Origin of the sequence: Cedecea sp. FDAARGOS_727, from assembly GCF_012273235.1 — a bacterium.
GTDB lineage: Bacteria > Pseudomonadota > Gammaproteobacteria > Enterobacterales > Enterobacteriaceae > Cedecea > Cedecea davisae.
Genome location: NZ_CP050966.1, coordinates 1,421,664 through 1,440,151 on the forward strand (window position 1 = coordinate 1,421,664; position 18,488 = coordinate 1,440,151).

An 18,488-nucleotide genomic window follows, 5' to 3' on the forward strand; every position below is an offset into this window, starting at 1 on the left:
TCAGGTCAAATTACTGCGGCGATAGAGCGCCACCCCAACCGCCAACACGGCGAGCATCCCCGCACAGCTACGGTTTACCCAGCGCATAACATTAGCGGAAAATTTACGCATCGCGTGGCGACCACCCCAGGCATAAATCGTCATCATAATGCAGTCGATTACCGCGCTGACCAGCGCCAGAATCAGATACTGAGTCGCCACCGGCTCCTGCGGGCGAATGAACTGCGGTAAAAATGCCGAGAAGAACAGCAGCCCTTTTGGGTTAGACAGGCCAACCATCAGCGAGCGCAGAAACGCCGTTTTCCCCGTCGCTACCGCCGCCGAGGCGCTAACCGTTAAAGCTTTAGCCGGGGCGCGCCACAGCACGTAGGCCAGATAGACCAAATAGAGAGCTCCGCCCCACTTCACTACCGCAAAGAGCTGCTCGGAGGCCTGTAGCAGCGCGCCAAGCCCGCAGCCGACCGCGCCAATAAGCAGCAGGTCAGCCAGCACCGCTCCAAGAAAACCATAGCCTGCGATGCGCATCCCGTAGGTGGCGCCGTTATTTAAAGCCAGCAGCATAGACGGGCCGGGCGTGACCATTACCGCACTGACGGCAATGACGTAGAAAAACAGAGTGGTGATATCCATCAACAAGATCCTGGTGAAAGCACATCAATGCCCGGCGAAAACTTGCCGCCGGACGAAGAGAAAATTTAAGGCCGACGCGCCATAACCACGCGGCATAAATCATCAAAAAATCGCAGATACTGAGGCTCGCTGATTTTCTGCGGATAGCTCAGCACGATCAGTTCGTGATCGGGGATTTCCGGGTGATAAGTCGGGTGGTGATGCTGATAATCGTTTTCGCAGAAACCGAGGCTTTGATAAAAACGCAGCCTTTTGCGGGCAATCTCGGTAGTCAGCGGATCGATTTCGAGAATGGTTTGCGGGTAAAGCTGCAAAAACTGGCTGAGCATTCTTTTGCCGTAGCCCTGGGCGCGCAGCTGGCCGTTGACCGCCAGATGCTCAATATAGCTATAGTCGCCGAAGTCCCACGCGCCAATCATGCCGATAAACTGCTCGCCGTCGAACCAGGCCTGGAGACTGTAATTCGGGTTAGCCAGGGCGCTCACCTTCGCCGCAGGCTGGCGTTTTTCATGGCGCGGGAAGGCGCTTTCATACAGCTCGTCCACGACATCAAAATAGCGTGAACTGCGGTCGGTTATCCTTTTTATCGTCAGCATAGTTATCGTCCATAAAGCCTGCGCTGCCGCCGAAACTCTCCGCCGACAGCGCGATACGCAGTTGGGGATTAAGCGCGGTCGACCGTAAAGGCCAGCACGTCAGCCAGTTTTTCTGCCCCCAGCGCCAGCATAATCAGGCGATCAACGCCCAACGCCACGCCGGAACTGTCCGGCATGCCTGCTTCTAAAGCCGCCAGCAGGTTAACATCTACCGGCTGTTGCGGCAGGCCGCGCGCCGCGCGTTTGCGGTTATCTTGCTCAAAACGCTGCTGCTGTTCACGCGCGTCGGTCAGCTCGTGGAAACCATTCGCCAGTTCAAGACCTTTGAAGTAAACCTCAAAGCGCTCGGCCACGCGGTGATCTTCGGTGCTGATTTGCGCCAACGAAGCCTGGCTTGCCGGGAAGTGGTAAACGAAAGTCGGCTTATCTTTACCAATCTGCGGCTCAACGCCCATGGCAAACAGCAATTGCAGCAGCGTGTCGCGGTCTTCTTCCTGGTCGGCAATGTTGCTCAGGTCGAGCTTCGCCGCAGCTTCGCGCAGCTGCGCTTTGTCGGCAGAGAGCGGGTCTATTTCCAGATGGCGCTGGAAAGCCTGCTGATAAGAGAGGCTCTCCGCCGCACCGCACTCCAGCACCTGCTGTAGCAGGTCGTCGACCTCGTTCATCAGACGGTACATATCGTAGTGCGGGCGATACCACTCCAGCATGGTGAATTCAGGGTTGTGATGACGCCCCATCTCTTCATTACGGAAACTGCGGCACAGCTGGAACACCGGGCCACAGCCCGCCGCCAGCAGGCGCTTCATGTGGTATTCCGGGCTGGTCATCAGGTACAGATTGAGGCCCTGAGAGTGGCCTGGACCAACGAAACGGGTTTCAAACGGCACCATATGGATGTCGGTGACCGTCGCCTGACTCATGCAGGGTGTTTCCACCTCCAGAACGCCGCGATCGGCAAAGAAGCGCCGGATCTCCGCCATAATGGCGGCGCGTTTTAATAGATTGGGGATGGACGCGCTCGGCTGCCAGGTGGCCGTTTCGCTCATGGGTAATTCTCCGTATTTATACAAGGCCGAGAAGTCTACCCGCATCACAGAAAGGAGACAAATTTTGCGCAGAAAATTTTGCTTATGGCGCAGAGCAGCCGGGAAATCGCTGGCTTTCCTTTAGATTCGGCGCGCCGTTTTTTTGCCGCTTTTACACCATTTTCAAAGTCAATTATGTGACCTGATTCATTAACAGAAGTAATTAATCAGCTCACAGAACGGCAAAAAAATCGAACAAATCAAATTTCCCTAAAATCCCTCCGGTTATACTCAATCTACCTACAAAGGAGCAGGGAAATCCCTTTCGCAGCCGCCGCCATATCGACGGTGAACAACCCATTGGTCGTGTAGCTTTGCGAATCACTAAAATCTGGAGGAATGTCGTGCAAACCTTTCAAGCCGATCTCGCCATTATAGGCGCCGGTGGAGCAGGCCTACGGACAGCCATTGCGGCAGCCCAGGCCAACCCACAGGCAAAAATCGCTCTGATTTCCAAAGTCTACCCAATGCGCAGCCACACGGTTGCCGCCGAAGGGGGTTCCGCCGCCGTCGCACAGGATAACGACAGCTTTGAATACCACTTCCACGACACCGTAGCCGGGGGGGATTGGCTTTGTGAGCAGGACGTGGTCGACTACTTTGTCCACCACTGCCCAACCGAGATGACCCAGCTTGAGCAGTGGGGATGCCCGTGGAGTCGCCGCCCGGACGGCAGCGTCAACGTGCGGCGCTTCGGCGGCATGAAGATAGAACGTACCTGGTTCGCCGCCGATAAAACCGGCTTCCACATGCTCCACACCCTGTTCCAGACTTCACTCCAGTTCCCACAAATCCAACGCTTTGACGAACATTTTGTCCTCGACATCCTGGTGGATGACGGCCAGGCTCGCGGCCTGGTTGCCATGAACATGATGGAAGGCGAGCTGGTGCAAATCCGCGCCAATGCGGTCGTCATGGCAACGGGCGGTGCGGGGCGCGTTTATCGCTATAACACCAACGGCGGTATCGTCACCGGCGACGGCATGGGCATGGCGCTCAGCCACGGCGTACCGCTGCGCGACATGGAGTTTGTGCAATATCACCCAACCGGGCTGCCGGGCTCCGGCATCCTGATGACCGAAGGCTGCCGCGGCGAAGGCGGTATCCTGGTAAATAAAGACGGCTATCGCTATTTGCAGGATTACGGCATGGGGCCAGAAACCCCGCTCGGCGAACCGAAGAACAAATATATGGAGCTTGGCCCGCGCGATAAAGTATCTCAGGCTTTCTGGCACGAGTGGCGCAAAGGCAACACCATTTCCACCCCACGCGGGGACGTGGTTTACCTCGACCTGCGCCATCTCGGCGAGAAGAAACTGCTCGAGCGCCTGCCGTTTATCTGCGAGCTGGCGAAGGCTTATGTCGGCGTTGACCCGATTAAAGAGCCGATTCCGGTGCGTCCAACCGCACACTACACCATGGGCGGCATTGAAACCGACGCCCACTGTGAAAGCCGCATCAAGGGGCTGTTTGCGGTAGGCGAATGTTCCTCCGTCGGCCTGCATGGTGCCAACCGTCTGGGCTCTAACTCGCTGGCAGAGCTGGTGGTATTTGGCCGCCTGGCGGGTGAAAAAGCCGTCGAGCGTGCCGCTCAGGCACAGCCAGCCAACGACGCTGCGCTGAACGCCCAGGCAGCCGACGTTGAAGCGCGCCTGAAGCAGTTGGTGAACCAGGAAGGCAATGAAAACTGGTCGAAAATACGCGACGAGATGGGGCTTTCTATGGAAGAAGGCTGCGGGATTTACCGCACGCCTGAGTTGATGCAGAAAACCGTCGATAAGCTGGCCGAACTCCAGGAGCGCTTCAAGCGCGTACGCATTACCGACACCTCCAGCGTCTTCAACACCGACCTGCTTTACACCATCGAGCTGGGCCACGGCCTGAACGTTGCCGAATGTATGGCGCACTCGGCGCTGGCGCGTAAAGAGTCACGCGGCGCCCACCAGCGCCTCGACGAAGGCTGTACCGAACGTGATGACGTCAACTTCCTGAAACATACGCTGGCCTTCCGCGACGCCGACGGCACCACGCGCCTCGACTATAGCGACGTGAAGATTACAACGCTGCCTCCGGCAAAACGCGTGTACGGCGCGGAAGCGGAATCCGCCGACAAAAAGGAGAAGGCAAATGGCTGAGATGCAGAATCTGAAGATTGAGATTGTGCGCTACAACCCGGAAACGGACAGCGAACCGCATAGCGCAATCTACGAAGTGCCTTTTGACGAGCAAACCTCATTGCTGGATGCTCTGGGCTATATCAAAGATAACCTCGCGCCGGATCTCAGCTACCGCTGGTCCTGCCGCATGGCTATCTGCGGCTCCTGCGGCATCATGGTCAACAAAGTGCCGAAGCTTGCCTGTAAAACCTTCCTGCGGGAATACACCAACGGCATCAAGGTGGAGGCGCTGGCCAACTTCCCGATTGAGCGTGATTTAGTGGTCGATATGACCCACTTCATCGAGAGCCTGGAAGCGATTAAGCCGTACATCATCGGCAACGCTCGTACGCCGGAGCAGGGGCCGAGCAAGCAAACGCCTGCCCAAATGGCGAAATACCACCAGTTCTCCGGCTGCATCAACTGCGGGCTGTGTTATGCCGCCTGCCCACAGTTTGGCCTCAACCCTGAGTTTATTGGCCCGGCGGCGATTACCCTCGCCCATCGTTACAACCTGGACAGCCGCGACCACGGCAAGAAGCAGCGTATGCCGCAGCTTAACGGGCCGAACGGCGTGTGGAGCTGCACCTTCGTGGGCTTCTGCTCCGAAGTGTGTCCGAAACACGTTGACCCGGCAGCCGCCATCCAGCAGGGCAAAGTCGAAAGTTCGAAAGACTTTTTGATTGCCACCCTGAAACCACGCTAAGGAGTGCACCATGACGACTAAACGTAAGCCTTATGTTCGCCCCATAGCACCGACGTGGTGGCGGCAGCTTGGCTTCTACCGTTTCTATATGCTGAGGGAAGGCACCTCGGTTCCCACCGTTTGGTTCAGCATCGTGCTGATTTACGGGATTTTCGCCCTGAAGCACGGCGCGGAAAGCTGGGCTGGTTTTGTTGGTTTTCTGCAAAACCCGATAGTGATTATTCTCAACCTCATCACCCTGGCCGCCGCCTTGCTGCATACCAAAACCTGGTTTGAGCTGGCCCCTAAGGCCGCTAACATCATCGTTAAGGATGAAAAAATGGGGCCAGAGCCGGTGATTAAAGGGCTGTGGGCCGTCACCGCGTTGGTGACTATCGTTGTGCTGCTTGTGGCACTGTTCTGGTAAGGAGGATGTCGTGATCAATCAAAATCCAAAACGCTCCGACGAGCCGGTATTCTGGGGTCTGTTTGGCGCAGGCGGGATGTGGGGCGCGATTTTCGCCCCGGTTATCGTGCTACTGGTCGGCATCATGCTGCCGCTTGGCCTGTTCCCAGGCGATGCCCTGAGCTTTGAACGCGTGTATGCCTTCTCCCACAGCTGGATTGGCCGCCTGTTCCTGCTGCTGATGATAGTCCTGCCGCTGTGGTGTGGCCTGCACCGCATTCACCACGCGATGCACGACCTGAAAATCCACGTTCCGGCCGGGAAATGGGTGTTCTATGGGCTTGCCGCTATTTTAACCGTGGTAACCGTCATCGGTTTGCTGACGCTTTAACCGCTCAGTACACGACAAGGCCTACCACCGTGCAGGCCTTTTTAGTTTGCACATTGCCCGGCAAGCCAGCTCGAAAAATCCAGCATAGCCGGGGTTTCCACCCGGGATTGCAGCCTCGTTAACCAATAACTTCCCAGGCTTATACGGGTGTCAAAAGGGCAGACAATTCGCTCGCTGTTCAACAAGTGAGTAAACATATTCACCGGGGCGATGGCGACCCCGGCACCCGCCTGCGCGGCCTCCAGCATCGTCACGGAGGAGTCAAATACCATCACCAGATGCGTTGGCGAGGGCGGCTGTTCACCCGCGGCGTGCAGCCAGGCGGCCCACTCGTCGCGCCGATAGGAACGTAGCAGGGTGAACTTCAGGACATCCGAAGGCTTTTGTAGCTCTGATGCCAGCACGGCAGAGCACAGAGGAGCCAGCGGGGCATCACACAGGAATGTAGCTTCGGTGCCATGCCAGGCTCCGCTGCCGAACCGCACCGTGTAATCCAGCCCTTCTGCCGCCGGGTCAACCCGGTTGTTGTGGGTCGAGAGTTGTAAATCGATATGCGGATAACGCCTGCGAAAATGCTCGAGCCTCGGCAACAAAAAACCCGTAGCAAACGTCCCCACAACGCCTACCTTCAGTTTCTCCCTCGCCTGAGCGCCGGAAAAACGGTCCAGCATTCCCGCTATGCGGTCGAACGAGTCGTTTAGCACAGGTAACAGGTTCTCCCCTTCCGTAGTGAGCATTAAGCCGCGGGAAACACGAACAAAAAGCTGGCAGTGCAGATGCTCTTCAAGGGATTTCACCTGCTGGCTAATCGCCGAATGGGTGACGTTTAGCTCGATAGCGGCATTAGTAAAACTTAGATGCCTGGCGGCGGCTTCGAAGGCGCGTAGCGAGTTAAGGGGAATATAGCTGCGTGTCATGGCTTTTTCCGTTAGAAAATCTTAAGGCTAATGCCAAATTTAATCGTTTGTCATCCAGAGTCAAATCCAACAAACTTGCCTCGTCTGATGGGCCCGGACAGCTATCATCTCTCTATGGAAGGTTATCAATCATGAAAAAATCCCTCTGCCTGACGCTGCTGCTCGCCGCCTCATGCTCTACTTTTGCCGCGCCAAAGCAGCTCACCGCGCAGCAGATCGAAAAAATCGTTAATCGCACGATTTCGCCGCTGGTGAAAGAGCAGGCGATCCCGGGCATGGCAGTCGCCGTTATCTATAAAGGCTACCCGCTGTATTTCACCTGGGGCAAAGCCGACGTGCAGCATAACGAGCCGGTAACCCGGCAAACGCTGTTCGAGCTTGGTTCGGTCAGTAAAACATTTACCGGCGTGCTGGGCGGGGATACGCTGGCTCGCGGCGAGATAAGCCTGAGCGATCCGGCGCAAAAATATTGGCCGGAGCTAACCGGCAGCCAGTGGAAAGGAATAACGCTATTGCAGCTGGCAACCTATACAGCAGGCGGGTTGCCGCTACAGGTGCCTGATGAAGTTACCGACAACGCCTCGCTGCTCAACTTTTACCAGTCGTGGCAGCCGCAGTGGGCACCAGGCAGCAAAAGGCTCTATGCCAACGCCAGCATTGGGCTGTTTGGGGCGCTGATGGTTAAGCCTTCAGGAATGGGCTTCGAGCAGGCGATGACAACGCGAGTACTGGAGCCATTAAAGCTGACCCATACCTGGATAACCGTTCCTCCCGCTGAAGAGAGCCATTACGCCTGGGGCTACCGCAACGACAAAGCAGTACGTGTTTCACCGGGTATGCTGGATGCAGAAGCCTACGGCGTTAAGTCCAGTATCGAAGATATGGCGCACTGGGTGCAGGCGAATATGGCGCCGGAGCGGGTTGAACAGAAAAATCTGCAACAAGGAATCAAGCTTGCACAGTCTCGCTACTGGCGGATTGGCAGCATGTATCAGGGCCTGGGCTGGGAAATGCTGAACTGGCCGCTGAAGGGCAAAGTGGTTATCGACGGCAGCGATAATAAAGTCGCCCTTGCCCCGCAGACCGCGGTGGCTATTGACCCACCGGCCCCGGTAGTGAAGGCATCCTGGGTACACAAAACCGGCTCAACCGGCGGCTTCGGTAGCTATGTGGCCTTTATTCCTGAAAAGCAGTTGGGCATCGTGATGCTGGCGAACAAAAGCTACCCGAATCCTGAGCGGGTAAAAGCCGCCTACGCTATTCTCGAAGCGCTGCAATAACCTCCCTCACGGCCTGTTCACCACGGGCCGTATTATTTCCGGCTTCGCTCACACTTTTTTCCCTGCCGCCATCTACACTTAGCTAAAAACCCTGGAAGGAATCTGCTATGCGCATTTGGCCCGCTGTCACCGCGCTTGCGGTTGCATTTTTCGTTGTCTCCTGTAGCGCCCCAACCCCTCCCGCCAGCGTCACGGTGGTTAAAAACTTCGAAGCAAAACGCTTTATCGGCACCTGGTACGAAATTGCCAGGCTGGATCATAGTTTTGAAAGCGGCCTGAATCAGGTTACGGCAACTTATAGCTTTATGGATGACGGCGGCCTGCGCGTGATTAACCGCGGCTTCAACCCCGACAGGCAGATGTGGCAGCAAAGCGAGGGCAAAGCTTACTTTACCGGAGACCCGAGCGTAGCCGCGCTGAAGGTTTCGTTCTTTGGCCCCTTCTATGGCGGCTACAACGTGATTGCACTGGATAAAGATTATCGCCATGCGTTGGTCTGCGGGCCGGATCTCAACTATCTGTGGATACTTTCCCGCACGCCAACCATTAGCAACGAGATTAAACAGCAAATGCTGGCCGCCGCCACCCGGCAGGGATTCGCGGTGGATAAACTCATCTGGGTGAAACAACCCGGCTCTTAATGAGTGGAAAGTTTCAGCCCAATAATGCCCAATACGATCAGAGCCAGGCTAATCAGGCGTGCCGGGTTAGCCGACTCTCCGAGCAGCAAGATACCGGTAATTGCGGCCCCAACGGCGCCAATACCGGTCCATACCGCGTAGGCCGTGCCGGTGGGCAACGTCTTCATCGCCCAGGAGAGCAGCGCCATGCTAACCACCATAGCAATAATCGTGATAACGCTTGGCCACAGGCGGCTAAAACCGTGGGTATATTTAAGCCCTACTGCCCAAACAACTTCCAGTAATCCGGCAATGAAAAGAATAATCCAGGCCATAACAGCTCCAGTAAAAATGGGGCCGTCCCCGCTGTAAGATGCGCTTGCGGGTCGTCCCGCAAGGCTTAGGTGAGAACACTATCTTAGCACCGCTTTAGTGCTCTGGAAAACCGCGCCTACACGCCCCAAAATGAAATAATCGTTTCAATCGACAGGCCTTGCTAAGCCTGGAATTGACCGCGAATTAGCTCGTATTTCCCTGATTCATTTGACTACTTTTGTACATATGATTAAACGTGGTTTGCCAGCCTGCAAACGCCGTAGTAATGATTAACGTGAAACGTGAAAATGTATAAAATATTGTTGGTTGATAGTTGTTACTTCAGCCGTCAGGGACTGACGCACTTGCTCAATCAGAAAAATAGTCTGGCTACGGCAGTGAGTATTTCAGAGACAGACAATTTACTTCTCGCCCGGGAGAAAATTATAAAATGGCAGCCCAATATGGTTATTGCCGACTTTAATAGCTTTTCAACCTCACTACATAATATCCAGCAACTTTCGACCATTTACTCCGCCTGCGGCGACACCACCCGCCTTCTTCTGCTGCAAAGCGGCCAGCACTCCCTGATTGCCGAATACTGCGCAACCCAGGGCAGCCATGACATTTGGGATAAGTCGCTATCTTTACCGGACTTAACCGCAATTATTCAGCAGACCATTGCACAACGACCGCCGTTTCGTGAAACAAAACGTCATATAACTCCGCTACTGACTTTACGCGAAGAGAGAATATTAAAACTCTGGAAGGAAGAGGCGAATAATGAATATATTGCGCGGGTAATGGATATAAGTATAAAAACAGTTTACACCTACAAGCGTAATATTCGTTTAAAACTGGGCGCGGATAATCGACTGGCGCTATTCCTGAATATTCCTGAGGCCGTTTTAGAATAGCGGCACGGTTATATTACCGTACCGCAAATCGTTATTGCTGCGCTTTAGTTGCTGCTCCAGAAATTGCATGTCCGCCGCTTTGGATATCCTCACCTACGCCGCGCGTGGTATTGCAGGCGGTCAACAAGGATGAAAGAACGACGAGAGAGAAAAACGCAGCAATGGTTTTCTTAATCATGAGCTTTTCCTTTTACCAATGTTGTTTGTGTATAGCTTGTTAAGCATAGACAAAAAACGGAGCGATGAAGGAAAAGTGAAGCGTTTTCGGAACAGAGGAAATTATTTGTTGGCCGCGCGCTCGATAGCGCCGCCGAGATGCTGCAAGTCTTCGCCGAATCCACGGGTCGTATGACAGCCCGACAGCTGTAGTGGCTAACAGTGAGAGAAAAAGCATTTGTTTCAGTAAACGGTTCACCTTCCCTGCCTCACAAAGCGGCGGCGCGAGCCTGAATGCACCGCGCCGCGAACCTTCGCGAATTACTTCACGCGAGAAACGTATTCACCAGAGCGGGTGTCAACTTTGATGACTTCGCCAATCTGTACGAACAACGGAACTTTAACTACAGCGCCGGTGCTCAGGGTAGCTGGTTTACCGCCGGTACCTGCGGTATCGCCTTTCAGGCCTGGGTCAGTTTCAATGATTTCCAGCTCCACGAAGTTTGGCGGAGTCACGGAAATAGGCTGGCCGTTCCACAGGGTCACGATGCACTCGGCCTGGTCCAGCAGCCATTTAGCATTTTCGCCAACGGCTTTTTCGTCCGCGGCCAGCTGCTCAAAGGTCTGGTTGTTCATGAAGTGATAGAACTCACCGTCGTTGTACAGGTAAGTCAGGTTCATATCGACAACGTCAGCGCCTTCAGCAGAGTCGGTAGACTTGAAGGTTTTCTCAACGCGGGTACCGGTCAGCAGACGACGCAGCTTAACGCGCGCGAATGCCTGGCCTTTGCCCGGTTTTACGAATTCGCTGGCTTCAACCGCGTACGGTTCGCCATCCATCATGATTTTAAGACCGGCACGGAAATCGTTGCTAGAATAAGTCGCCATAAGGCCCTCTGAAATTGTTAACTGGTAGCTTAGCCAAAAAAATGGCACACATTGTAACCCTAAATCCCCCTCACAGAGAAGATTGGTTAACGCAACTTGCCGATGTTATAACCGATCCTGATGAACTGCTGCACATTTTAAATGTAGCGGACGATGAAGAACTGCTTGCCGGGCGCGAAGCAAGGCGGCTTTTCGCGCTGCGGGTGCCGCGTGCATTCGTCGCGCGCATGGAAAAAGGCAACCCGAACGATCCGTTACTGCGCCAGGTATTGACCGCAAAGCAGGAGTTCGTTGCCGCGCCAGGCTTCACTACCGACCCGCTGGAAGAGCAGCATAGCGTAGTGCCAGGCCTGCTGCATAAGTACCGCAACCGTGCCCTGCTGCTGGTTAAAGGCGGCTGCGCCGTTAACTGCCGCTACTGCTTCCGCCGCCATTTCCCGTATGCCGACAACCAGGGCAATAAGCGCAACTGGCAAACGGCGCTGGGCTATATCAGCGAACACCCGGAACTGGATGAAATCATCTTCTCCGGCGGCGATCCGCTGATGGCAAAAGATAGCGAACTGGACTGGCTTATCAACGAACTGGAGGCCATTCCACACATCAAGCGTCTGCGCATTCACAGCCGATTGCCGATTGTCATCCCGGCCCGCATTACCGATGCCCTGGCAGAAAGATTTGCCCGTTCCACCTTACAAATTCTGCTGGTAAACCACATCAACCATGCGCAAGAGCTTGGCGACGAGTTCCGCAGCGGGATGGCAAAACTGCGCCAGGCCGGCGTGACGCTGCTCAACCAAAGCGTATTACTGCGCGGCGTGAACGATAACGCCCGGACTCTGGCCGATCTGAGCAATGCGCTGTTTGATGCGGGCGTGATGCCCTATTACCTGCACGTACTCGACAAAGTACAGGGGGCGGCGCATTTCATGGTGGAAGACGAAGAAGCACGGGCGATTATGCGCGAGCTGCTGACGCTGGTGTCTGGTTATATGGTGCCGAAACTGGCAAGAGAGATTGGCGGAGAGCCGAGCAAGACGCCGCTGGATTTACAGCTGCGGCAAAAGTGAGGCAAGATCCCCTCTCCCGAAGGAGAGGGTACAGGCTAAATCAGTTCGGGCACTTATAAACCTGACCGGTCATTTTGCTGGCGGTCGGGGCAAAGCTTGAAAGCAGCGTCTGGCTCGGGCTGCTCACGCCGTACAGAACGTTACCGCCCATCTCGGCCGCATTATTACGCAGTGCATTCGCCGCGCCTCGCATAGAGCCGCCTTCATCGCCGTGCTGGCCGGACAGCCAGTTGCTTTGCTCGCCGGTCGCCGTGCCTAACAGACGGCATTCGCTCCCCGGCTTATCTTCCACGAAACGAACGCTCTGGCCGCTGGCTGTCAGCGAGTTGCCCGTGCTACATCCTGCCAGCAGCAGCGCTGCCACAACCACTCCTGATGAGACTTTCATGCGCATGTTATTCCCCGTAATCAAGGTATTGAGCCGTTATCGCCCGGTAAGACCTTATACCAGACTGTGGACAAAAGAAAAAACCCTCAGACATTTCTGACTGAGGGTTTCTTTAACACAAGGTGCTAAGGCGAATTACATCATGCCGCCCATGCCACCCATGCCGCCCATACCAGCAGCACCTAAATCAGGCGCGTCGCCTTTAGGCAGGTCGGTAACCATGCATTCGGTGGTGATCATCAGACCCGCAACGGAAGCCGCATACTGCAGAGCAGAACGGGTTACTTTGGTTGGATCCAGAATACCCATGTCGATCATGTTGCCGTATTCTTCAGTTGCAGCATTGTAGCCATAGTTGCCGTCGCCCGCTTTCACGGTGTTAGCCACTACAGAAGGCTCTTCGCCGCAGTTCAGAACGATCTGACGCAGAGGAGCTTCCATTGCGCGCAGCGCAACTTTGATACCCACGTTCTGATCTTCGTTCTGGCCACGCAGCGCGCTCAGTTTAGACGCTACGCGAATCAGCGCAACACCACCACCGGCAACCACGCCTTCTTCTACCGCAGCACGAGTCGCGTGCAGGGCATCGTCAACGCGTGCTTTTTTCTCTTTCATTTCAACTTCGGTAGCAGCACCGACTTTGATTACCGCAACGCCGCCTGCCAGTTTCGCTACGCGCTCCTGCAGTTTTTCACGGTCGTAATCAGAGGTTGCTTCTTCGATTTGCTTACGAATCTGACCAACGCGGCCCTGAATAGCGGCCTCTTCACCCACGCCATCGATGATGGTAGTGGTGTCTTTGTTGATAACAACGCGTTTGGCCTGACCCATATCTTCCAGAGTCGCTTTTTCCAGCTCCATACCGATCTCTTCAGAGATAACGGTACCGCCGGTCAGAGTTGCGATGTCCTGCAGCATAGCTTTACGACGGTCGCCGAAGCCAGGTGCTTTAACCGCAGCCACTTTCACGATGCCGCGCATGGTGTTAACCACCAGGGTCGCCAGCGCTTCGCCTTCAACATCTTCAGCGATGATCAGCAGCGGTTTGCCTGCTTTAGCAACGGCTTCCAGCACCGGCAGCATTTCGCGGATGTTGGAGATTTTTTTGTCAGCCAGCAGGATGAACGGGCTTTCCAGCTCAACAGCACCGGTTTCCGGCTTGTTGATGAAGTAAGGAGACAGGTAGCCGCGGTCGAACTGCATACCTTCAACTACGTCCAGTTCGTCTTCCAGGCCAGTACCGTCTTCAACGGTGATAACGCCTTCTTTACCGACTTTATCCATCGCTTCAGCGATCAGTTTACCTACGGTTTCGTCGGAGTTAGCGGAGATAGTACCAACCTGAGCAATTGCTTTAGAGTCGGAGCACGGAACGGACAGCGTTTTCAGCTCTTCAACAGCTGCAACAACGGCTTTATCGATGCCGCGTTTCAGATCCATTGGGTTCATGCCAGCAGCAACGGCTTTCAGACCTTCGGTGATGATAGCCTGAGCCAGTACGGTTGCGGTGGTGGTACCGTCGCCTGCAGCGTCGTTCGCTTTAGAGGCAACTTCTTTCACCATCTGCGCGCCCATGTTTTCGAACTTGTCTTCCAGCTCGATTTCACGCGCTACGGAAACACCATCTTTGGTGATGGTCGGTGCACCGAAAGATTTATCCAGAACCACGTTACGGCCTTTAGGACCGAGGGTAACTTTCACTGCATCTGCCAGTACGTTAACGCCACGCAGCATTTTTACACGAGCGTCGTTACCGAATTTTACGTCTTTAGCTGCCATTTCTTCTATTCCTCAAATTCGTTCAGGTTCGTGCGTCAAATTACGCTTCAACAATTGCCAGGATGTCGCTTTCGGACATGATCAGCACTTCTTCGTTGTCGATTTTCTCGGACTTCACGCCGTAGCCATCGTTGAAGATAACGATGTCACCTACTTTAACGTCCAGCGGCTGCACGCTACCGTTTTCCAGGATGCGGCCTTTACCGACAGCGATGATCTCGCCACGAGTTGATTTGCCTGCTGCTGAGCCAGTCAGAACGATGCCGCCCGCAGATTTGGACTCAACTTCTTTACGCTTGACGATGACACGATCATGTAATGGACGAATGCTCATTGATAGCTCTCCTTTGAGAAAGTCAGTATCAGATATTTAGGTAACGCCGGCCCAAACGGGTTATCGGCTGGTGACCTGAGAAATGGGGATGGGCTCTCCCCCCTTCAAGGGGGGAAAACAAAAAAAACTAAAATTTAACGATCGTCGCGATGCTGGTCATCGAGACGCTTTGGTCCGTCGTCTTTACGCTGAAACTCGCCGTCGAAAGTGTTACCCCCTTCGCTACCGGCGCTAAAGCCGCCGCCCGGCATACGGGAAAAGCGTAAATGCGGCATCAATTTCAGCGTCAGGTGCTTTTGCACCGGCGGCAGCAACAGCAGCAGGCCGAGGAAGTCGGTAAAGAAACCCGGCAGCAGCAGTAGGATACCGGCGATGATCAGCGAAACACTTTTAATCATCTCGGCCGCCGGACTTTCGCCCGCCGCCATCTTCTGCTGCATCAGCATCAGGTTTTTAAAGCCCTGGTTACGCACCAGCGACAGGCCAATCACCGAAGTGAAGATAACCAGAATCAGGGTCATAAAGACCCCCATAACATGTGCCACCTGTATGAACAGCGAAATCTCGATGTACACATAAAGGAAAATGGCGATAAACGGGATCCAGCGCACCGTACGCTCCTGTAATCGGGCGAGTCCTGAAGTGGCCTCGCAAAAATGGGTTAGCAATCACGCGTAGAGGTGAAATGGCGACGAGAGCGGAAAAGATCAATGCTTGAGCGGTGAAATTTTTCTGGAAATTTTCAACTGTTGACCTATATCACATATTAATAATTGTTATGCAACGCGGCTTTTAATAAGTGATCCAGGTTACTGCTTTTCGCTATCATCAGCATATGATCACGAAAACGCGGCCGAATATGGACATAATCATCGGTCAATTAAACTCACAACCACATTTCGTGTGTGTGAATAATACAGCGCATTTATCTGCAGCTTTACTAAGAAGGTTCACATGTTAAATAACATTCGTATCGAAGAAGATTTGTTAGGTACCAGGGAAGTGCCAGCGGATGCCTATTATGGTGTTCACACTCTGCGTGCGATTGAAAACTTCTACATTAGCAACAGTAAAATCAGCGATATACCGGAATTTGTACGCGGTATGGTCATGGTAAAAAAAGCGGCGGCAATGGCGAATAAGGAACTGCAAACCATTCCGAAGAGCATCGCTAATACCATTATTCAGGCCTGCGATGAAGTTCTGAACAACGGCAAATGCATGGATCAGTTCCCGGTAGACGTTTACCAGGGCGGCGCCGGTACTTCCGTCAACATGAACACTAACGAAGTGCTCGCCAATATCGGCCTCGAACTGATGGGCCACCAGAAAGGTGAATACCAGTTCCTGAACCCGAACGACCACGTCAACAAATGCCAGTCCACCAACGACGCTTACCCAACCGGCTTCCGTATTGCGGTTTACGCCTCAATCATCAAACTTATCGACGCTATCAACCAGCTGGGCGAAGGCTTCCAGCGTAAAGCGGTTGAGTTCGCAGAAATTCTGAAAATGGGCCGTACCCAGCTGCAGGATGCCGTCCCAATGACCCTCGGCCAGGAATTCCACGCGTTCAACGTGCTGCTGACCGAAGAGACTCGTAACCTGCTGCGCACCGCGGAACTGCTGCTTGAAGTTAACCTCGGCGCAACCGCCATCGGTACTCGCCTGAACACCCCGGATGGTTACCAGCAGCTGGCGGTTCAGAAGCTGGCTGAAGTGAGCGGCCTGGCTTGCGTACCGGCGGAAGACCTGATTGAAGCAACCTCCGACTGCGGCGCTTATGTCATGGTACACAGCTCGCTGAAACGCCTGGCCGTAAAGATGTCGAAAATCTGTAACGACCTGCGCCTGCTCTCTTCCGGCCCGCGCTCCGGCCTGAACGAAATTAACCTGCCGGAACTGCAGGCGGGTTCATCCATCATGCCAGCCAAAGTGAACCCGGTAGTGCCAGAAGTGGTTAACCAAGTCTGCTTCAAAGTTATCGGCAATGACACCACCGTGACCATGGCTTCCGAAGCCGGTCAGCTACAGCTGAACGTGATGGAGCCGGTTATTGGCCAGGCGATGTTCGAGTCTATCCACATCCTGACCAACGCCTGCTACAACCTGCTGGAAAAATGCATCAACGGCATCACCGCTAATAAAGAAGTGTGTGAAAGCTACGTGTATAACTCCATCGGCATCGTGACTTACCTGAACCCGTTCATTGGTCACCACAACGGCGATATCGTCGGCAAGATTTGTGCGGAAACCGGCAAGAGCGTGCGCGAAGTCGTACTGGAGCGTGGCCTGCTGACCGAAGCCGAGCTGGACGATATCTTCTCCGTCCATAACCTGATGCACCCGGCTTACAAAGCTAAGCGCTATACCGATGAAAACGAACAATAATTCATCAGCATAAACGCCAAAAGGCACGTCCAACCGGACGTGCCTTTTTCATTTCAACGGTATACGAAAACATAACAACTCATTTTCATCTCATTAAAACATCAAGGAAGCAACCATGATAGTCATCGAACTCATCATCGTGTTAGCAGCGATTTTTCTGGGGGCAAGGCTTGGCGGGATAGGCATTGGCTACGCGGGAGGGCTTGGGGTACTGGTTCTCGCGGCCATCGGCGTGAAACCTGGCAGCATTCCCTTCGACGTTATCTCTATCATCATGGCGGTTATTGCAGCCATCTCCGCGATGCAAATTGCGGGCGGCCTCGACTACCTGGTTCACCAAACCGAGAAACTGTTACGCAAGAACCCTAAGTACATCACCATTCTTGCGCCTATTGTGACCTACTTCCTGACTATCTTCGCCGGCACCGGCAATATCTCACTGGCCACGCTGCCGGTGATTGCCGAAGTCGCCAAAGAACAGGGCATTAAACCCTGCCGCCCGCTCTCGACGGCCGTGGTCTCTGCCCAGATAGCCATTACCGCCTCACCAATTTCCGCCGCGGTGGTTTACATGTCTTCGGTGATGGAAGGCCACGGCGTCAGCTATATTCATCTGCTGTCGGTCGTGATTCCGTCCACGCTGCTGGCGGTGCTGGTGATGTCATTCCTGGTGTCTATTCTGTTCAACTCCAAACTCTCTGACGACCCGGTTTATCTGAAACGCCTGGAAGAAGGCCTGATTGAGCTGCGCGGCGACAAGCAGATTGAAATTAAACCGCGCGCCAAAACCTCCGTCCTCCTCTTCCTGTTGGGCGTGGTTGGCGTGGTTATCTATGCCATCGTCAACAGCCCGAGTCTGGGCCTGGTGGCAACGCCGCTAATGAACACCACCAACGCGATTCTGATTATTATGCTGGCCGTCGCCACGCTGACAACGGTCATCTGCGGCGTGGAAACGGAAAGCATCCTGAATTCCAGCACCTTCAAGGCCGGTATGAGCGCCTGTATTTGTATCCTTGGCGTTGCGTGGCTGGGCGATACTTTTGTTGCCGCTAACATCGACTGGATCAAAGAGACGGCGGGCAGCGTTATCCAGGGGCATCCGTGGCTACTGGCGATAATCTTCTTCTTTGCCTCGGCCCTGCTTTACTCCCAGGCAGCCACGGCTAAAGCACTGATGCCGATGGCGCTGGCTCTTAACGTATCGCCTTTAACCGCAGTGGCCTCTTTTGCCGCCGTCTCCGGCCTGTTTATCCTGCCAACCTACCCAACCCTGGTTGCGGCGGTGCAGATGGACGATACCGGCACGACCCGCATCGGCAAATTTGTCTTCAACCACCCGTTCTTTATTCCCGGCACGATGGGCGTAGTGCTGGCGGTATGCTTCGGCTTCCTGATAGGTAGCGTGCTGCTGTAAATCTCCTCAAAGACGGGTCGTAATTCGGCCCGTCTTCTCCTCCTCATGCTATAGTCGATGCCATTTC

21 protein-coding genes and 1 pseudogene are annotated in these 18,488 nt (G+C 54.4%); 10 read left to right on the forward strand and 12 right to left on the reverse strand.

What is annotated here, in order from left to right; genetic code table 11:
• The 3 genes from FOC35_RS06855 to epmA form a co-directional block, all read right to left on the reverse strand.
• Entirely contained in the window at positions 1-630 is a 630-nt protein-coding gene (locus tag FOC35_RS06855) for a LysE family translocator (protein WP_172568511.1), read from the reverse strand.
• Between the two features lie 65 nt (positions 631-695).
• The gene (locus FOC35_RS06860) at positions 696-1,226 is read right to left on the reverse strand and encodes a GNAT family N-acetyltransferase (protein ID WP_172568512.1); all 531 of its coding nucleotides are present in this window, start codon (positions 1,224-1,226) and stop codon (positions 696-698) included.
• Positions 1,227-1,294: 68 nt separating this feature from the next.
• A complete protein-coding gene (gene epmA / locus FOC35_RS06865) occupies positions 1,295-2,272 on the reverse strand; it encodes an elongation factor P--(R)-beta-lysine ligase (protein WP_039897831.1) in 978 nt (325 codons plus the stop codon).
• Between the two features lie 383 nt (positions 2,273-2,655).
• Here epmA and frdA point away from each other — a divergent pair, with 383 nt between their 5' ends.
• The 4 genes from frdA to frdD are packed head-to-tail and all read left to right on the forward strand — an operon-like array spanning position 2,656 to position 5,949.
• Positions 2,656-4,446 carry a fumarate reductase (quinol) flavoprotein subunit gene (gene frdA / locus FOC35_RS06870; RefSeq protein WP_172568513.1) on the forward strand — a complete coding sequence of 597 codons (1,791 nt, stop codon included), beginning with the start codon at positions 2,656-2,658 and terminating at the stop codon, positions 4,444-4,446.
• The gene (locus FOC35_RS06875; protein ID WP_172568514.1) at positions 4,439-5,173 is read left to right on the forward strand and encodes a succinate dehydrogenase/fumarate reductase iron-sulfur subunit; all 735 of its coding nucleotides are present in this window, start codon (positions 4,439-4,441) and stop codon (positions 5,171-5,173) included. Before frdA ends, FOC35_RS06875 begins: the two co-directional genes overlap by 8 nt.
• 10 nt (positions 5,174-5,183) lie before the next feature.
• Positions 5,184-5,579: a fumarate reductase subunit FrdC gene (frdC, locus tag FOC35_RS06880; protein WP_172568515.1), complete on the forward strand. Its 396-nt coding sequence runs from the start codon at positions 5,184-5,186 to the stop codon at positions 5,577-5,579.
• Between the two features lie 10 nt (positions 5,580-5,589).
• Positions 5,590-5,949 carry a fumarate reductase subunit FrdD gene (gene frdD / locus FOC35_RS06885; RefSeq protein WP_016517551.1) on the forward strand — a complete coding sequence of 120 codons (360 nt, stop codon included), beginning with the start codon at positions 5,590-5,592 and terminating at the stop codon, positions 5,947-5,949.
• A 41-nt stretch (positions 5,950-5,990) separates the two neighbouring features.
• Here the strand turns inward: frdD and ampR are convergent, their stop codons facing one another.
• Positions 5,991-6,866: a LysR family transcriptional regulator AmpR gene (gene ampR, locus FOC35_RS06890; RefSeq protein WP_172568516.1), complete on the reverse strand. Its 876-nt coding sequence runs from the start codon at positions 6,864-6,866 to the stop codon at positions 5,991-5,993.
• A gap of 128 nt (positions 6,867-6,994) precedes the next feature.
• Here ampR and ampC point away from each other — a divergent pair, with 128 nt between their 5' ends.
• Positions 6,995-8,146 (forward strand): CMY2/MIR/ACT/EC family class C beta-lactamase, encoded by a 1,152-nt coding sequence (gene ampC, locus FOC35_RS06895; RefSeq protein WP_172570332.1) that lies wholly within the window; start codon positions 6,995-6,997, stop codon positions 8,144-8,146.
• A gap of 107 nt (positions 8,147-8,253) precedes the next feature.
• A complete protein-coding gene (locus tag FOC35_RS06900; RefSeq protein ID WP_016517548.1) occupies positions 8,254-8,787 on the forward strand; it encodes a lipocalin family protein in 534 nt (177 codons plus the stop codon).
• Here the strand turns inward: FOC35_RS06900 and sugE are convergent.
• On the reverse strand, positions 8,784-9,101 hold the full coding sequence (gene sugE, locus FOC35_RS06905; protein WP_016517547.1) for a quaternary ammonium compound efflux SMR transporter SugE: 318 nt from the start codon (positions 9,099-9,101) through the stop codon (positions 8,784-8,786). The two genes, FOC35_RS06900 and sugE, sit on opposite strands and share 4 nt — an antisense overlap.
• 288 nt (positions 9,102-9,389) lie before the next feature.
• Between sugE and FOC35_RS06910 the strand changes: the two genes are divergently transcribed.
• On the forward strand, positions 9,390-9,998 hold the full coding sequence (locus FOC35_RS06910; protein WP_172568517.1) for a response regulator transcription factor: 609 nt from the start codon (positions 9,390-9,392) through the stop codon (positions 9,996-9,998).
• A 31-nt stretch (positions 9,999-10,029) separates the two neighbouring features.
• On the opposite strand, the gene ecnB is transcribed toward FOC35_RS06910, so the two are convergent.
• The 3 genes and pseudogenes from ecnB to efp form a co-directional block, all read right to left on the reverse strand.
• Positions 10,030-10,176, reverse strand: a complete 147-nt coding sequence (ecnB, locus tag FOC35_RS06915) for a lipoprotein toxin entericidin B (protein ID WP_016517545.1) — start codon at positions 10,174-10,176, stop codon at positions 10,030-10,032.
• Between the two features lie 101 nt (positions 10,177-10,277).
• Positions 10,278-10,361: pseudogene (locus FOC35_RS06920) on the reverse strand (entericidin A/B family lipoprotein); the annotation flags it as partial.
• A 114-nt stretch (positions 10,362-10,475) separates the two neighbouring features.
• Positions 10,476-11,042, reverse strand: coding sequence for an elongation factor P (gene efp, locus FOC35_RS06925; RefSeq protein WP_016517543.1), 567 nt, complete (start codon positions 11,040-11,042; stop codon positions 10,476-10,478).
• A 41-nt stretch (positions 11,043-11,083) separates the two neighbouring features.
• Here efp and epmB point away from each other — a divergent pair, with 41 nt between their 5' ends.
• Complete coding sequence (gene epmB, locus FOC35_RS06930) at positions 11,084-12,112, forward strand: EF-P beta-lysylation protein EpmB (RefSeq protein WP_172568518.1); 1,029 nt, start codon at positions 11,084-11,086, stop codon at positions 12,110-12,112.
• Between the two features lie 40 nt (positions 12,113-12,152).
• Here the strand turns inward: epmB and FOC35_RS06935 are convergent, their stop codons facing one another.
• From FOC35_RS06935 to FOC35_RS06950, 4 genes are all read right to left on the reverse strand, one after another.
• The gene (locus FOC35_RS06935; protein WP_262360750.1) at positions 12,153-12,524 is read right to left on the reverse strand and encodes a DUF4156 domain-containing protein; all 372 of its coding nucleotides are present in this window, start codon (positions 12,522-12,524) and stop codon (positions 12,153-12,155) included.
• A gap of 111 nt (positions 12,525-12,635) precedes the next feature.
• Complete coding sequence (gene groL / locus FOC35_RS06940) at positions 12,636-14,279, reverse strand: chaperonin GroEL (RefSeq protein WP_016517540.1); 1,644 nt, start codon at positions 14,277-14,279, stop codon at positions 12,636-12,638.
• Positions 14,280-14,319: 40 nt separating this feature from the next.
• Positions 14,320-14,613, reverse strand: a complete 294-nt coding sequence (locus tag FOC35_RS06945; protein WP_008453772.1) for a co-chaperone GroES — start codon at positions 14,611-14,613, stop codon at positions 14,320-14,322.
• Between the two features lie 134 nt (positions 14,614-14,747).
• Positions 14,748-15,224: an FxsA family protein gene (locus FOC35_RS06950; protein ID WP_016517539.1), complete on the reverse strand. Its 477-nt coding sequence runs from the start codon at positions 15,222-15,224 to the stop codon at positions 14,748-14,750.
• Positions 15,225-15,567: 343 nt separating this feature from the next.
• Between FOC35_RS06950 and aspA the strand changes: the two genes are divergently transcribed.
• The gene (gene aspA, locus FOC35_RS06955) at positions 15,568-17,004 is read left to right on the forward strand and encodes an aspartate ammonia-lyase (protein WP_016517538.1); all 1,437 of its coding nucleotides are present in this window, start codon (positions 15,568-15,570) and stop codon (positions 17,002-17,004) included.
• A 115-nt stretch (positions 17,005-17,119) separates the two neighbouring features.
• Positions 17,120-18,421, forward strand: coding sequence for an anaerobic C4-dicarboxylate transporter (locus tag FOC35_RS06960; RefSeq protein WP_016517537.1), 1,302 nt, complete (start codon positions 17,120-17,122; stop codon positions 18,419-18,421).
• Positions 18,422-18,488 lie beyond the last annotated feature (67 nt).